Annotated in this window: 14 protein-coding genes; 6 read left to right on the forward strand and 8 right to left on the reverse strand. The window is 71.9% G+C overall.

Annotation, left to right across the window (positions count from 1 at the left end):
* Position 1: 1 nt before the first annotated feature.
* On the reverse strand, positions 2-2,035 hold the full coding sequence (gene tkt / locus ACH34R_RS30385) for a transketolase (RefSeq protein WP_397565166.1): 2,034 nt from the start codon (positions 2,033-2,035) through the stop codon (positions 2-4).
* 389 nt (positions 2,036-2,424) lie between these two features.
* Here tkt and ACH34R_RS30390 point away from each other — a divergent pair, with 389 nt between their 5' ends.
* Positions 2,425-3,387: a heme o synthase gene (locus ACH34R_RS30390; protein WP_397564952.1), complete on the forward strand. Its 963-nt coding sequence runs from the start codon at positions 2,425-2,427 to the stop codon at positions 3,385-3,387.
* Positions 3,388-3,424: 37 nt separating this feature from the next.
* Complete coding sequence (locus ACH34R_RS30395; RefSeq protein ID WP_397564953.1) at positions 3,425-4,564, forward strand: PrsW family intramembrane metalloprotease; 1,140 nt, start codon at positions 3,425-3,427, stop codon at positions 4,562-4,564.
* Positions 4,565-4,577: 13 nt separating this feature from the next.
* Here the strand turns inward: ACH34R_RS30395 and ACH34R_RS30400 are convergent, their stop codons facing one another.
* Both ACH34R_RS30400 and ACH34R_RS30405 read right to left on the reverse strand, forming a co-directional pair.
* Entirely contained in the window at positions 4,578-5,270 is a 693-nt protein-coding gene (locus ACH34R_RS30400; RefSeq protein ID WP_397564954.1) for a vancomycin high temperature exclusion protein, read from the reverse strand.
* Positions 5,271-5,283: 13 nt separating this feature from the next.
* The gene (locus ACH34R_RS30405; RefSeq protein WP_397564955.1) at positions 5,284-6,276 is read right to left on the reverse strand and encodes a heme A synthase; all 993 of its coding nucleotides are present in this window, start codon (positions 6,274-6,276) and stop codon (positions 5,284-5,286) included.
* A 136-nt stretch (positions 6,277-6,412) separates the two neighbouring features.
* Between ACH34R_RS30405 and ACH34R_RS30410 the strand changes: the two genes are divergently transcribed.
* On the forward strand, positions 6,413-7,360 hold the full coding sequence (locus ACH34R_RS30410) for an ornithine cyclodeaminase family protein (RefSeq protein WP_397564956.1): 948 nt from the start codon (positions 6,413-6,415) through the stop codon (positions 7,358-7,360).
* A 44-nt stretch (positions 7,361-7,404) separates the two neighbouring features.
* Positions 7,405-8,088, forward strand: a complete 684-nt coding sequence (locus tag ACH34R_RS30415) for a GntR family transcriptional regulator (RefSeq protein WP_397564957.1) — start codon at positions 7,405-7,407, stop codon at positions 8,086-8,088.
* 35 nt (positions 8,089-8,123) lie between these two features.
* Here the strand turns inward: ACH34R_RS30415 and ACH34R_RS30420 are convergent, their stop codons facing one another.
* From ACH34R_RS30420 to ACH34R_RS30440, 5 genes are all read right to left on the reverse strand, one after another.
* Positions 8,124-8,444 (reverse strand): hypothetical protein, encoded by a 321-nt coding sequence (locus tag ACH34R_RS30420; protein WP_397564958.1) that lies wholly within the window; start codon positions 8,442-8,444, stop codon positions 8,124-8,126.
* 4 nt (positions 8,445-8,448) lie between these two features.
* Positions 8,449-9,417: a zinc metalloprotease gene (locus tag ACH34R_RS30425; RefSeq protein WP_397564959.1), complete on the reverse strand. Its 969-nt coding sequence runs from the start codon at positions 9,415-9,417 to the stop codon at positions 8,449-8,451.
* A 130-nt stretch (positions 9,418-9,547) separates the two neighbouring features.
* Positions 9,548-10,447 (reverse strand): EamA family transporter, encoded by a 900-nt coding sequence (locus ACH34R_RS30430; RefSeq protein ID WP_397565167.1) that lies wholly within the window; start codon positions 10,445-10,447, stop codon positions 9,548-9,550.
* 16 nt (positions 10,448-10,463) lie between these two features.
* Positions 10,464-11,180, reverse strand: coding sequence for an ABC transporter permease (locus ACH34R_RS30435; RefSeq protein ID WP_397565168.1), 717 nt, complete (start codon positions 11,178-11,180; stop codon positions 10,464-10,466).
* Positions 11,181-11,239: 59 nt separating this feature from the next.
* The gene (locus ACH34R_RS30440) at positions 11,240-12,148 is read right to left on the reverse strand and encodes an ABC transporter ATP-binding protein (RefSeq protein WP_111170599.1); all 909 of its coding nucleotides are present in this window, start codon (positions 12,146-12,148) and stop codon (positions 11,240-11,242) included.
* Between the two features lie 227 nt (positions 12,149-12,375).
* On the opposite strand from ACH34R_RS30440, the gene ACH34R_RS30445 reads away from it, so the two are divergent.
* Positions 12,376-13,074 (forward strand): helix-turn-helix transcriptional regulator, encoded by a 699-nt coding sequence (locus tag ACH34R_RS30445; protein WP_397564960.1) that lies wholly within the window; start codon positions 12,376-12,378, stop codon positions 13,072-13,074.
* Positions 13,071-14,483, forward strand: a complete 1,413-nt coding sequence (sufB, locus tag ACH34R_RS30450) for a Fe-S cluster assembly protein SufB (RefSeq protein WP_397564961.1) — start codon at positions 13,071-13,073, stop codon at positions 14,481-14,483. The genes ACH34R_RS30445 and sufB overlap by 4 nt, the downstream gene beginning before the upstream one ends.
* Positions 14,484-14,485: the final 2 nt, after the last annotated feature.

A 14,485-nucleotide genomic window follows, 5' to 3' on the forward strand; every position in this document is an offset into this window, starting at 1 on the left:
ATCAGTTTCCCGTCGTCTCGCCCTTGTCGGCACCGGTCCGCGCGAGGCTCGCGTTCGCCGCGGCCACCACCCGGTCGGCGGTCAGGCCGAACTGCTCGAACAAGGTCCGGTACGGTGCCGAGGCACCGAAGTGCTCCAGACTCAGCACTTCCCCTTCTTCACCCACGAACTCCCGCCAGCCCATGGCGATTCCCGCTTCCACCGCCACGCGCGCGCGGATGTCGTGCGGCAGCACCTCCTCGCGGTAGGCGCGGTCCTGGGCGCGGAACCACTCCACGCACGGCATGGAGACCACCCGGGTGGGGACGCCCTTGGCCTCAAGGGTGTCGCGGGCCTCCACGGCGAGCTGGACCTCGCTGCCGGTCGCGATGAGGATCACCCGCGGCCGGCCCTCCGACGCCTCGCGCAGGATGTAGCCGCCCTTGGCGACCTTCGCCGCGTCGGCGGTCTCGGCGTACACCGGGACGTTCTGGCGGGTCAGCGCGAGCGCGGCCGGCCGGTCGGTGTGCTCCAGCACGGCCTTCCAGGCGGCGGCCGTCTCGTTGGCGTCGGCGGGGCGCACGACGTCCAGGCCGGGGATGGCGCGCAGCGCCCACAGGTGCTCGACCGGCTGGTGGGTCGGGCCGTCCTCGCCCAGGCCGATGGAGTCGTGCGTCCAGACGTAGGTGACCGGCAGCTTCATCAGCGCAGCCAGGCGCACGGCGGGCCGCATGTAGTCGGAGAACACCAGGAAGGTGCCGCCGTAGGGGCGGGTGCCGCCGTGCAGCGCGATGCCGTTGAGGATCGCGCCCATGCCGTGCTCACGGATGCCGAAGTGCAGGGTGCGGCCGTAGGGGTGACCGGGGAACGCCTTGGTCTGGAACTCCTCCGGGACGAAGGACGGCTCGCCCTTCATCGTGGTGTTGTTGGACCCGGCCAGGTCGGCCGAGCCGCCCCACAGCTCGGGCAGCACCGGCGCGAGGGCGCTGAGCACCTCGCCCGAGGCCTTGCGGGTGGCCACCGAGCCGCCGGTCTCGAAGGACGGCAGCGCCTCCTCCCAGCCCTGGGGGAGCAGCCGCGCGGAGATCCGGTCGAACTCGGCCGCCCGCTGCGGGTTGCCGGTCCGCCAGGACTGGTAGGACTTGTCCCACTCGTGCCGGGCCTCGCGCCCGCGGAGGGTCACCTCGCGGGCGTGGGCGAGTACGTCGTCCGGCACCTCGAAGGGCACCTGCGGGTCCAGGCCGAGGAGCCTCTTGGTGGCGGCGATCTCCTCCGCGCCGAGCGCCGCGCCGTGGATGCCGCCGGTGTTGCGCTTGTTGGGCGCGGGCCAGCCGATGATCGTGCGCAGCTTGATGAGGCTGGGCCTGCCGGTCTCGGCGCGGGCCTCTTCGAGGGCGGCGTGCAGGCGCGCGACGTCCTCGTTGTAGTCATCGCCCTCGGTCCAGTCGACGGTGACGACGTGCCAGCCGTACGCCTCGTACCGCTTGCCGACGTCTTCCGACAGCGCGATCCGCGTGTCGTCCTCGATGGAGATGTCGTTGCTGTCGTAGACGACCACCAGGTTGCCCAGCCGCTGGTGACCGGCCAGCGCGCTCACCTCGTGGCTGACGCCCTCCTGGACGTCGCCGTCGGAGGCCAGGCACCAGATCATGTGGTCGAAGGGGCTCTGGCCCGGCTCGGCGCCCGGGTCGAACAGGCCCCGCTCGCGGCGGGCGGCCATGGCCATGCCGACCGCGTTGCCGATGCCCTGCCCCAGCGGGCCCGTGGTGGTCTCCACGCCCGCCGTGTGCCCGTACTCGGGGTGGCCCGGGGTGAGGCTGTCCCACTGGCGCAGCATCTTGAGGTCGTCGAGGGTCAGCCCGTAACCCGACAGGAAGAGCTGAATGTAGAGGGTGAGGCTGGAGTGGCCGCACGACAGGACGAATCGGTCACGCCCCGCCCACGCGGGGTCGGTGGGGTCGTGCCGCATCGTGCGCTGGAACAACAGGTACGCGGCCGGGGCGAGGCTCATGGCGGTGCCCGGATGCCCCGATCCGGCCTTTTCCACCGCGTCCATCGCCAGGGCACGGACGACGTCGACCGCGCGCCGATCGAGGTCGCTCCATTCAAGGGCCGGCAAGAGTTCGCTGCTCAACTGCTTGATCTCCGGATCTAGTCGTATGGTGGCGCCGGTTGGCGTTTCCCGCCCACACCGGACCCTAACGGGTCGAGCCTCGCTACGCGGAACGGCCCGCCGCAGGCGTGACCGGGCCGGACGAAATCCCTCTACAAAGTCGGTGAAACCCCCTGTTTCAGGACGTCTGTCCGCGCGGCGCCCGCCCCCCATAAGGGGACCGGCCCTCCCGGGCACTACAGTGATTCTCCGAGCTGGCTGGTGCCCGCATTTTCCACGGATTCGCTCCAAATCAGAGGTTACGCGTTGACCCCGCACGTGCTGGAAGCACCTTGACGGTGCTGACGAACAAGCCCACGGCGGCCTCCATCGAGGCCGCCGACGCGGAGCATGCCGGATCGGCACCCCGCACGCTGGGCGCGCTGATCAAGGCTTACGTCGCGCTGACCAAGCCCCGGATCATCGAGCTGCTCCTCATCACCACGCTGCCCGTGATGTTCCTGGCCGCGCGCGGCCTGCCGCCGCTGTGGCCGGCCGTCGCCACGCTGGTGTTCGGCACGTTGTCGGCGGGCAGCGCCAACGCGCTCAACTGCTACATCGACCGGGACATCGACGCGGCCATGCGGCGCACCCGCCGCCGCCCCCTGGCCCGCCACCAGGTCTCGCCCACCGGGGCGCTGATCTTCGGCATCGCGCTCGGCGTCGCCTCCACCGTGGGCCTCGGCCTGTCGGTGAACTGGCTGGCCGGGCTGCTGTCGCTGAGCGCCATCCTGTTCTACGTCCTGGTGTACTCGCTGCTGCTCAAGCGGCGTACCGCCCAGAACGTGGTGTGGGGCGGCATCGCCGGCTGCATGCCGTGCCTGATCGGCTGGGCCGGGATCACCGGCCGGCTGGACTGGGCGCCGCTGGTGCTGTTCGGCGTGGTGTTCTTCTGGACCCCGCCGCACACCTGGGCGCTGGCCATGCGCTACCGGGAGGACTACGCCGCCGCCGAGGTGCCGATGCTGCCCGTGGTGGCGACCGAGCGCCGGGTGGCCGTGGAGAGCATCGTCTACACCTGGGCCACCGTGATCTGCTCGCTGCTGCTGTGGCCGGTCGCGGGCACGACGCTGCTGTACCCCATCGTGGCGGTGGTGCTCGGCGCGGTGTGCCTGTGGGAGGTGCACCGGCTGCTGGCCCGCGTCAACGCCGGCAAGACCGGCGTGGCGCTGCGCCCGATGCGTTTCTTCCACTGGTCCAACGTCTACCTGGCGTTGCTGTTCCTGGCCGTGGCGATCGACGCCCTGCTGGTCTGAGGCGGACAGGTCGTGTCCGATCGGTTACCCTCGCCCCATGGTGAGCCGTGATCCACGCTGGGTTCTGAAGGACCGCCCTTCCTTCGGCCTCATCATCGGCCTCGTGGTCACCGGGCTCTGCGCCCTCGCGTCGTTCTCCTTCGACGTGCTCGACGGCGACCCGGTGCGCTTCTTCATCGCGCTCATCCTGGCCATCGCCCCCGTTCCGCTGCTGCTCGCCGCCGTCCTCGGGCTGGACCGCATGGAGCCCGAGCCGCGCAGCAACCTGATCTTCGCCTTCGCCTGGGGCGCGGGCGTGGCCGTCCTGGTCGCTGGTGTGGTCAACTCCCTCGGGCTGCTCTACATCCGCGACGCCGCGGGGCTGGACCCCGCCGACGCCCGGGGCATCGCCGCCACCTTCGGCGCCCCCATCGTCGAGGAGACCATGAAGGGCCTGGTGCTGCTCGGGCTGCTCAGGTTCCGCGGGCAGGAGCTGGACGGCCCCACCGACGGCATCATCTACGCCAGCATGGTCGGCCTCGGCTTCGCCATGTCGGAGAACGTCAGCTACTACGTGGCGGCACAGGACGGCGACCTGGGCGCGCAGGGCCTGGCCGTCACGCTGGTGCTGCGCGGCATCCTGTCGCCGTTCGCGCACCCGCTGTTCACCTCGATGATCGGGATCGCCGTCGCGGTGGCCGCCGGGCTGCGCGGTCCGGGCCGGGTGCTGGTCGTGGTGGCGGGCTGGATCGGTGCGATGCTGCTGCACGGCCTGTGGAACGGCTTCGCCACCTACGGCGGGTTTCCCGGCCTGGTGGTGGCCTACGTGGTGTTGATGGCCGTGCTGTTCGTGCTCATCGGCGTGGTGGTGCGCGACCGGCGGCGGATCGTCGCGCTCATCCAGCGGTACCTCCCCGCCTACCGGCCCACCGGGCTGATCGAGCCCGCCGACGTCGCCATGCTCGCCTCGCTGCCCGCGCGCCGCCAGGCCAGGCAGTGGGCCAGGACACACGGCGGCAGGGACGGCGTGCGCGCGATGAGCGACTACCAGCTCGCCGCGACCGAGCTGGGGCTGCTGCACGAGCGCGCCTCGCGCGGCGCGATCGCCGAGCGTACGTTCTACGCCGAGCAGTACGCCCTGCTGGAGTGCCTGCGGATGGCCAGGGCCCGCATGCCCGTCCCCGGCGGTCTCCAGTGAGCGGGTGTCGCGGTCATGGCCGGGCCAGTGCCTCGCGCAGGGAGGTCTGCGGCGGGCCGGTGAGCCGGGGCCGCGAGCGCAGCACCACCGCGTCGAAGAACGCCTTCACCGAGGCGGGGAACTCCCGCAGGGCGTAGCCGTACGTGGCGGCCGGCCAGGTGACCGAGGAGTCGTCGCCCACGCCGAACGGCTCAAGCCCGGCCATCCGGCACAGTGTCACCGCCCGGGGCAGGTGGAAGACCTGGGAGACCACGATGACCCGGTCCGCGCCGAACACCTTCCTGGCCCGCACGCAGGAGTCCCAGGTGTCGTATCCGGCCGGGTCCGAGACGATGGCCTCGCCCGGCACGCCGCGATCCAGAAGGTAGGCGCGCATCACGGCCGGCTCGTCGTAGCCGGGGCCGTGGCCGGCGCCCGACAGCAGCAGCGCCCTGACCCTGCCCGCCCGGTGGAGCGCGGCGGCGATGTCCAGCCGGCGGGCGAGCATCGGCGTGGGCTCGCCGTACCGGACGGCCGCGCCCAGCACCAGCGCCACCGGGGCGGCCGGCACCCCCTGCTCCCAGCCGGGCCGGAGGCCGGCCACCGTGCGATGGCCGGAGCTGGTCAGCCAGGCCCAGGTGAACGGGGCGAGGCCCAGGACGCTGAGCAGCACGGTGGCCTGGAAGGCGCGGCGCAGCACCGGGCGCGACGGGCGGCGGGACGGCATGGCGGCCCGGCGGCTAGGCCGGTACGGCGTCGAGCGCGGGCTCGGCCCGGGCCGGCAGCGGGCCGCGCGTGCGCGTCGCGTGCAGCGCCGCCAGCGTGGCGATCCACACGAGGGTCGCGCCGAGGACGTGCATGGCCACTAGGGCGGCGGGCACGGCCAGGAAGTACTGCACGTAGCCGATGACGCCCTGGGCCAGTTCGACGCCGAGCAGCACCAGCGCCGCGCGCCTGGCCGGCGCCGGGGCACCGGTCACCCGCAGCGTGAGCAGCAGCGCGAAGGTCAGCCCGAGGACGATCCACACCACGTCCGCGTGCAGCCGGGCGACCATCTCGATGTCGAAGTCGAACCTGCTCGCCGCCTCGTCGCCGGAGTGCGGCCCGGTGCCGGTGACCACGACGCCGGCGAGCAGCAGTACGCCCACGGCCGCGGTCAGCCCGAACGCCAGCCTGCGGATGTCACGGTGGACGAGGGGGACCGGCCGCCCGTCGCCCTCACCGACCCGCGCGTACAGCGCGAAGCAGGCGGCGATCAGCCCGATCGAGATCAGGAAGTGCGTGCTGACCGTGACCGGGTTGAGCGCGCTGCGCACCACCAGCCCGCCCCACAGGCCCTGCACGGCCACGCCCACCGGCTGCAGCCACGCCAGCCGCACCAGCGAGGTGCGCCGCGGCCGCAGGCGCAGCGCGGCGATCAGGCAGGCCAGCCCGACGGCCAGCACCAGGAAGGTCAGCAGCCGGTTGCCGAATTCGATCGTGGTGTTCAGCGGGGAGATCTCGGGGTGGGGGGCGGGCACGAAGCTGTCCGGGGTGCAGCGCGGCCAGGTCGGGCAGCCGAGCCCGGACCTGGAGACCCGCACGATCGCGCCCGTCACCGTGATCCCCGCGTTGACCACGATGGCGGCCACGGCCCAGCGCCGCATGGTGGCGGTCGTGGGTTTCCAGACGGAACGCACCAGGATCAGCGGGTACATGCGAGCACGGTTGGTAAGGCGGGTCACGGCATTCATCGTAGGAGCCCCACCCGCCGGTCCCGCCCGCGCCCCTAGAGCCGGTGGGGCGCTCGATGCCACCGGCCATAGTGAAATATGTGACATATTAATGTGATTCTTTGCGAAGGGGCGCGATGATGTGGTGGGAGGCGGGATGAGCGCGCTGCCGTACCTGGACGAGCAGGCCCTCGCGGCGGCCCTGCCCATGGGGGCCGCGGTCGACGTTCTCGCCGAGGCCCTGCTGGCCGGGCTGGACCCGGAGGCCACGCCGCTGCGCCCGGCGGTGGACGTCCCGGCGGGGCAGCTCCTGCTGATGCCCGCCGCCTGGGGCGGCTACGCGGGGGTGAAGGTCGCCACCGTCGCGCCGGGCAACCCCGAGCGCGGGCTGCCCCGCATCCAGGGCGTCTACCTGTTGCTGGACGGCCGCACCCTCGCCCCGCTGGCGGCTCTCCCCGGCATCGCGCTGACCTCGCTGCGCACCCCCGCGGTCTCGGCGCTGGCCGTGCGCCACCTCGCGCCGCAGGGCGCGGCGTCCCTGCTGGTGTTCGGCACCGGGCCGCAGGCGTGGGGCCACGTGACCGCCCTGCGCGAGGTACGGCCGGTCGAGCGGGTCACCGTGGCAGGCCGGGACCAGGACCGGGCCGCCGCCTTCGCCGGACGCTGCCGGGCGCTCGGCCTGGAGGCCGCGGTGGCGGCCGGGCCGGACCTTACGCGGCGGGCCGTCGCGGAGGCCGACCTGATCGCCTGCTGCACCAGTGCCAGGACCCCGCTGTTCCCCGGCGGGCTGGTCAAGGACGACGCGGTCGTCGTCGCGGTCGGCTCACACGAGCCGGCCGCCCGCGAGCTCGACGGCGATCTCATCGCCCGCGCGACCGTGGTCGTGGAGGCGCGCGGGGCGGCGCTCGCCGAGGCGGGAGATCTCATCACCCCACTGAGTGCGGGTATGATCACAGACGGCCACATTGCCGGAAACCTGGCGGACTTGGTCGGTGGCGGTGTTATACCGGGAGCTGGACCGGGCGTTTTCAAGAGTGTCGGTATGGCCTGGGAAGATCTGGTAGTGGCCGCCGCCGCGTACCGGAAGTGGGCGGCCTCGCGATAGCCGTACGTCATTTCGACCATTCCGACGCGAAGAGAAGGGCACCGATGATGCCTTCGGCGGAAGGCCGGCTCGACCTGCCGGTGGTGGGCGAGCGGCAGAGCCTGCGTGAGCAGGTGGGGCACGCCCTGCGCGTCGCCCTGATCACGGGTGAGATGCGTCCCGGGGTGGTCTACTCCGCGCCGGTGCTCGCGGCGCACTTCGGAGTCTCGGCCACCCCCGTCCGCGAGGCCATGCTCGACCTCGCCAAGGAGGGCCTGGTCGAGGCCGTCCGCAACAAGGGCTTTCGCGTCACCGAGCTGTCCGACCGCGATCTCGACGAGCTGACCCACATCCGCCAGCTCATCGAGGTGCCCACGGTCGCCGGCCTGGCCGATCCGGCGCGGGCGGCGGAGTTCGAGCGGCTGCGCCCGCTGGCCGATGAGATCGTCGCCGCCGCCGAGCGCGGCGACCTGCTCGGCTACGTTGCCGCCGACCTGCGCTTCCACGAAGACCTGCTGACCCTGGCGGGCAACGCGCACCTGGTCACCGTGGTCCGCGACCTGCGCAACCGGGCCCGGCTCTACGGCCTTGACCCGTTATCGCGCAAGGGCGCGTTAGCCGAGTCCGCGCGGGAGCACGTGTGGATCCTCGACGCGTTGAGCAGGGGCGACTCGGCCGCGGCCGAGACCCTGATGAGACAGCACATTCAGCATGTACGCGGCATCTGGGCCGACCGCCCGGAAGCCTGACCCCCGCGCGGCCCCCGCCCGTCGCCGGGCGATGCTCAGGACAGGTCCTTGAGCACCAGCCGACCGGGTTCGGCGGCGACGACCTCCAGTGTGCGGGCCGGCTCGCCCGGGTCATCCGGGCGCAGCCTGATCCGCGGGCCCGGCCCGGCCGTCCAGCGGCCGCGGGCCCGGGGCGAGCGATCATCGGCGCCGAGCCGGTGATCGACATAACTTCCGTCGGGGCGCAGTTCGATCCGATGCCGCCAGCGCGAAGGCGGCAGTGGGTGCCCCCACGGCCGGTAGACCTTCGCGCCGCCGGTGTCCTCTTCGCGTGCGTGCACCCAGTCGCCCGGTAAGCCGGCGGCCGTCGCGTTCATGACATCACGTTCTCATGACCGACTCGGCGACGCCCGCCCACATGCCGTCCAGCACCTTCTTGGCGACGAACGAGGCCCGCACCTGCGACAGCGCCGCGTCCATCCGCTCGGACTGACCGTTGGTGAACATGAACATCGCCCGGTCGTCGGTGTAGTCCATGAAGTTCATGAACATGTCGCCGTTGGGGCCGTTGCCGCAGGTGACCGAGGGGAAGGTGGGCGTGCCGAAGTTGGGGCCCGCCGCGTTGGGGGTGTCGGCCACGAAGTCGTCGCCGGAGCAGGCGTCGCCGTCGTCGCCCCAGATGTGCCGCAGGTTGAGCCAGTGGCCGATCTCGTGCGTCGCGGTGCGGCCCAGGTTGAACGGCGCGGTCGCGGTGCCGGTGTTGCCGAACGCGTGGTAGGCCACCACGACGCCGTCGGTCTCGGCGGGCCCGCCGGGGAACTGCGCGTAGCCCAGCCACGGCACCAGGTTGCACACCCAGAGGTTGAGGTAGCGGTCGGCGGGCCAGGCGTCGGACCCGCCCCGCGAGGAGAACTTGACCGCGTCGTCGTCGCCGAACTGCGCCTGGCCGGTACGGCGGCGCACGATGCCGGAGGTCGGCTGCCCCGCCGGGTCGGTGCCGGCCAGCGCGAACTCGATCAGCGTGTCGGCGACGGTGGGCCGGAAGGGCGCGGGGACCTGCGAGACGTCGGGGTTGGCCGCCCGGAAGTCCTGGTTGAGGACGGTGATCTGGCTGCCGATCTGGTCGTCGGAGACGTTGTGCGCCTCTTGCTGGTAGACCACGTGGACGACCACCGGAATGGTCACGACCTCGCGCCGCCGGGGGGCGCGCGCGTTCCTGCGGGCGAACGTGGTGTTCTCGATCGCGGCTCTGGCGATCGCGTAGTCGGGGCGGGTGGCGATCATCTGGTGGTGCACCGGCATCGTGCCGCACCAATGGTGCGCGGGCCGTCCGCCTTCGGGTGTGGACATCGCGTCTCCTTGGATCACTCGCTGTCCCGGCAATCGTCACCCTCCGCGCTCGCGCGCGCATGAGTAGGCGCATACTCAGGCGGTGAGAATCAGAGATGTCACCTCACGGAGAGTGTCCAAAAGCCGCAGGTCAGGAGGAACGGGTGGCGCCGACGCTGGCCACCACGACGCACACGATCGCCGCCCACTCCCGCATCCGCAGGATCTCGCCGAGGACGACGAGCCCGACCAGTGCCGCGGCGGCCGGTTCCAGGCTCATCAGGATCCCGAACACCCGCTTGGGCATCCGGCGCAGCGCCTCCAGCTCGATCGAGTAGGGGATCACCGACGACAGCAGCCCCACGCCCAGCCCGACCAGCAGGAACTCCGGCCGGAGCAGGTCCGTGCCGCCCGAGGCCACCCCGAGCGGGGTGATGAAGACCAGCGAGACGAGCATGGCGAAGGTCAGGCCGCTCATCCCGGGGAAGCGCCGTCCGGTCGCCGCCGACAGCAGGATGTACCCCGCCCAGCAGGCAGCGGCCAGCAGCCCGAAGCCGAGCCCCGCCAGGCTCAGCCCGCCGGTCTGGTCCCAGGGCGCCAGCAGCGCGATCCCGGCCGCCGCCAGCGCCACCCACAGGATGTCCAGGCGACGCCGGGAGGCGGCCACCGCCACGCCCAGCGGGCCGAGGAACTCCACGGCCACCGCGATCCCCATCGGCAGCCGGGCCAGCGCCTCGTAGATGGAGAGGTTCATCAGCCCCAGGGTCAGGCCGAAGGCCACGCCCACGCCGAGGTCGCCGCGACTCAGGCCGCGCAGCCGGGGCCGGGCCAGCAGGCCGAGCACGAGCGCGCCGGTGGCGATGCGCAGGAACACCACGCCCGCCGGCGACAGCACCGCGAACAGGTCCTTGGCGAAGCCCGCGCCGACCTGGACCGAGAGGATCGCCAGCAGCACCAGCCCGGAGGGCGGCACGGCGTCGGCGGCGGCGCGCAGCAGCCCGCTCCCGCGGCCGAGAAGACCGGGGCGGTAGGGTTCGGCCGGCCCGGTCATCGGGTGTGCGGTCACGTCACTCCCAGCGGAAGGTGCGGGCCGCCAGGCCCAGCGACAGGACCGCCCACGCGGCCAGTACGGCGAGCGCCCCGGCCGGCGACGCCGCGCCCGAGGTGAGCACCGCGCGCAGCCCGCCGGTCAGCGCGGAGATCGGCAGCAGCTCCAGCACGCCCCTGGCCCCCGAGGGAAAGGCCGTCAGCGGGAACACCACCCCGCCGCAGCCGAGCAGCACCAGGTAGACCAGGTTGGCCCCGGCGAGCGTGGCCTCCGCGCGCAGGGTGCCCGCCATCAGCAGGCCGAGCCCGCTGAAGGCCGCCGTGCCGAGCAGCAGGAGCAGCGCGGCGGCGAACGGCGAGCCCTGCGGACGCCAGCCCAGCCCCAGCGCGACCCCGGCGATCACCACCACCTGGATCGCCTCCACCGCGATCACGGCGGCCGTCTTGGCCAGCATCAGGCCGCCCCGCGACAGGGGGGTCGCGCCCAGCCGCTTGAGCACGCCGTACCTGCGCTCGAAACCGGTGGCGATGGCCTGCCCGGTGAACGCGGTGGACATCACGGCGAGCGCCAGCACGCCGGGGGCCAGGAAGTCGATCCTGCGGGCGGTGGGCAGATCGAGCACCGGCGCGAGCGAGAAGCCCACCAGCAGCAGCACCGGGATGATCAGGGTGAGCAGCAGTTGCTCGCCGTTGCGCAGCATGCCGCGCACCTCGGCGGCGGCCTGCGCGGCGACCATCCGGGACAGCGGCGCGGCCCCCGGCGCGGGGGTGAGGTCGAGCCCCGAACTCGTTGTGGTCACCGCAGCTCCCTGCCGGTCAGTTCGAGGAAGACGTCTTCCAGGGTGCGCCGCTCGATGCTGAGGTCGTCGGCGGTGACGCCCTCGGCGGCGCACCAGGCCGTGACGGTGGCCAGCAGTTCGGGGCCGACCTGGCCCTCGATGATGTAGTGGCCGGCGGGCGACTCCTTGGCGGCGCTGCCCGCGGGCAGCGCCGCCAGCAGCTCGTCCAGGTCGAGGCCGGGGCGGGCGCGGAACCTGAGCTGGCGCTCGGCTCCGGTCAGCGACGCGGGGCTGCCGTTCGCCACCGCGCGGCCATGGTCGATGATCACCACCTGGTCGGCCAGGCGTTCGGCCTCGTCCATGTAGTGGGTGGTGAGCACGACCGACACCCCGGCGGCCCGCAGGTCGCGCACGAGGTCCCAGCAGGCGTGGCGGGCCTGCGGGTCCAGGCCCGCGGTCGGCTCGTCCAGGAAGACCAGCTCGGGCCGCCCGATGACGGCCGCGGCCAGCGACAGGCGCTGCTGCTGCCCGCCCGACAGCCTGCGGTAGGGCGTGCGGCGGTGCTCGGCGAGCCCCAGCAGGCCCAGCAGCGCGTCGGGGTCGAGCGGCCGGGCGGAGAACCGGCTCACCAGGCGCAGCCACTCGCGGGCGGGCATCGCCGGGGGGACGCCGCCCGACTGGAGCATGACGCCGACCCGCGCCCGCAGCTCGCGTCTGGCCGGGTCCAGGCCGAGCACCCGCACGGTGCCGCCGTCGGCCCTGCGAAAGCCCTCACAGATCTCGATCGTGCTGGTCTTGCCGGCGCCGTTGGGGCCGAGGATCGCGGTGACCGCCCCCCGCCGCGCGGTCAGCGTCAAGCCGTCGACGGCGGTCGCGCGGCCGTACCGCTTGACCAGCTCGGCGATTTCGACGGCAGGGGATTCCATGCGCACGAGTGTAGGGAACCGCCGCGGCGGGTCGTGCCCCGGCACACACGGCGGCGGCCTGCGGAGAGGCGTCCGTCATGCGTTCATGCAGGTTAGGTAAGGCTTACCTGCGTGAGCAATTACATTGCGGCGGATCCGGCCATCCGTTTGTATGGTGGGAAGGAAATACGTCACACTGATGTTGTGAAATAACGAGCAGACGGTGAGCGGCAATGAGGCAGGCCAGGATGAAGCATGTGGAGGCGGGCGCGGAGCAGAGCACGCGTGCGCGCGTCGCCCGGCTCATCCTGGAGCACGGCCCGATCGCGGCGGCGGCGCTCGGCGAGCGCCTGGGGCTGACGCCCGCGGCGGTCCGGCGTCACCTGGACGCGCTGCTCACCGACGGCATGATAGAGCCTCGCACGGCTCGCACCCGCGTCCAGCGCGGGCGCGGGCGGCCGGCCAGGATGTTCGCGATAACCGACGCCGGGCGCAGTGCCTTCGAGCACGCCTACGACGACCTGGCCGGCAGCGCGCTGCGGTTCCTGGCGGAACGGCAGGGCGAGGACGCGGTGGGAGACTTCGCCAGGTCACAGATGGCGGCCCTGGTGGAGCGGCTGGCGCCCGCGATGCGCGAGGTGCCCGCCGACCAGCGGGTCCGCGTGCTGGCCGAGGCGCTGTCGGCAGAGGGCTACGCCGCGTCGGCCAGTAAGCCACGGGTCGGCGGCGAGCAGCTCTGCCAGCACCACTGCCCGGTGTCGCACGTCGCGGCGGCGTTCCCCCAGCTCTGCGAGGCGGAGACGGAGGCGTTCGCGGAACTGCTCGGCACCCCGGTGCAGCGGCTGGCCACGATCGCCCACGGCGACGGCGTGTGCACCACGCATGTGAGTCCGCCGCAATTGAGCGAAGCCATGAACAGGAACAAGAGCAAGGAGTCCGGAAGGTGACTATCACCGACCGCCCGGAGCTGGAAGGCCTCGGGAATTACAAGTTCGGCTGGGCCGACTCCGACACCGCGGGAGCCGCGGCGCGCCGCGGCCTGTCCGAGGAGGTCGTCCGCAACATCTCCGCGCTCAAGAGCGAGCCGGAATGGATGCTGGACCTTCGGCTGAAGGCGCTCCGGCTGTTCGGCAGGAAGCCGATGCCGACCTGGGGCTCCGACCTGACCGGCATCGACTTCGACAACATCAAGTACTTCGTGCGTTCCACGGAGAAGCAGGCCACCACCTGGGACGAGCTGCCCGCCGACATCAAGTCGACCTACGACAAGCTGGGCATCCCCGAGGCGGAGAAGCAGCGCCTCATCGCGGGCGTCGCCGCCCAGTACGAGTCGGAGGTCGTCTACCACAAGATCCGCGAGGACCTTGAGGAGAAGGGCGTCATCTTCCTCGACACCGACACCGGCCTGCGCGAGCACCCCGAGCTGTTCAAGGAGTACTTCGGCTCGGTGATCCCGATCGGCGACAACAAGTTCGCCGCGCTCAACTCCTCGGTGTGGTCCGGCGGCTCCTTCATCTACGTGCCGCCGAACGTCGAGGTCGAGATCCCGCTGCAGGCCTACTTCCGGATCAACACCGAGAACATGGGCCAGTTCGAGCGGACCCTGATCATCGTGGACGAGAACAGCTACGTCCACTACGTCGAGGGCTGTACCGCGCCGATCTACTCCAGCGACTCGCTGCACTCGGCGGTCGTGGAGATCATCGTGAAGAAGAACGCCCGCTGCCGCTACACGACCATCCAGAACTGGTCGAACAACGTCTACAACCTGGTCACCAAGCGCGCCGTCGCCTACGAGGGCGCCACCATGGAGTGGATCGACGGCAACATCGGCTCCAAGGTCACGATGAAGTACCCCGCGGTCTACCTGATGGGCGAGCACGCCAAGGGCGAGACCCTGTCGGTCGCCTTCGCCGGTGAGGGACAGCACCAGGACGCCGGGGCCAAGATGGTCCACCTCGCCCCCAAGACCTCCTCGACCATCGTGTCGAAGTCGGTCGCACGCGGCGGCGGGCGCACGTCCTACCGCGGCCTGGTCCAGATCGAGGAGGGCGCGGCGGGCAGCGCCTCCACCGTCAAGTGCGACGCGCTGCTGGTCGACCAGATCAGCCGCTCCGACACCTACCCCTACGTCGACGTCCGCGAGGACGACGTGTCCATGGGACACGAGGCCACGGTCTCCAAGGTGTCGGAAGACCAGCTCTTCTACCTGATGAGCCGGGGTCTGGGCGAGGACGAGGCGATGGCGATGATCGTGCGCGGGTTCGTCGAGCCGATCGCGCGCGAGCTGCCGATGGAGTACGCCCTGGAGCTCAACCGGCTGATCGAGCTGCAGATGGAAGGAGCGGTGGGCTGACC

Origin of the sequence: Spongiactinospora sp. 9N601 (genome assembly GCF_044326295.1) — a bacterium.
Classification (GTDB): domain Bacteria; phylum Actinomycetota; class Actinomycetes; order Streptosporangiales; family Streptosporangiaceae; genus Spongiactinospora; species Spongiactinospora gelatinilytica.

What these genes read in the sequence shown, in the direction of transcription:
- tkt (WP_397565166.1), bottom strand. Translation starts at nt 2,035, where the DNA reads ATGGACGCGGTGGAAAAGGCCGGATCGGGGCATCCGGGCACCGCCATG.
- ACH34R_RS30395 (WP_397564953.1), top strand. Translation starts at nt 3,425, where the DNA reads ATGGTGAGCCGTGATCCACGCTGGGTTCTGAAGGACCGCCCTTCCTTC.
- ACH34R_RS30400 (WP_397564954.1), bottom strand. Translation starts at nt 5,270, where the DNA reads ATGCCGTCCCGCCGCCCGTCGCGCCCGGTGCTGCGCCGCGCCTTCCAG.
- ACH34R_RS30405 (WP_397564955.1), bottom strand. Translation starts at nt 6,276, where the DNA reads ATGAATGCCGTGACCCGCCTTACCAACCGTGCTCGCATGTACCCGCTG.
- ACH34R_RS30410 (WP_397564956.1), top strand. Translation starts at nt 6,413, where the DNA reads ATGAGCGCGCTGCCGTACCTGGACGAGCAGGCCCTCGCGGCGGCCCTG.
- ACH34R_RS30415 (WP_397564957.1), top strand. Translation starts at nt 7,405, where the DNA reads ATGATGCCTTCGGCGGAAGGCCGGCTCGACCTGCCGGTGGTGGGCGAG.
- ACH34R_RS30420 (WP_397564958.1), bottom strand. Translation starts at nt 8,444, where the DNA reads ATGAACGCGACGGCCGCCGGCTTACCGGGCGACTGGGTGCACGCACGC.
- ACH34R_RS30425 (WP_397564959.1), bottom strand. Translation starts at nt 9,417, where the DNA reads ATGTCCACACCCGAAGGCGGACGGCCCGCGCACCATTGGTGCGGCACG.
- ACH34R_RS30430 (WP_397565167.1), bottom strand. Translation starts at nt 10,447, where the DNA reads ATGACCGGGCCGGCCGAACCCTACCGCCCCGGTCTTCTCGGCCGCGGG.
- ACH34R_RS30435 (WP_397565168.1), bottom strand. Translation starts at nt 11,180, where the DNA reads ATGGTCGCCGCGCAGGCCGCCGCCGAGGTGCGCGGCATGCTGCGCAAC.
- ACH34R_RS30440 (WP_111170599.1), bottom strand. Translation starts at nt 12,148, where the DNA reads ATGGAATCCCCTGCCGTCGAAATCGCCGAGCTGGTCAAGCGGTACGGC.
- ACH34R_RS30445 (WP_397564960.1), top strand. Translation starts at nt 12,376, where the DNA reads ATGAAGCATGTGGAGGCGGGCGCGGAGCAGAGCACGCGTGCGCGCGTC.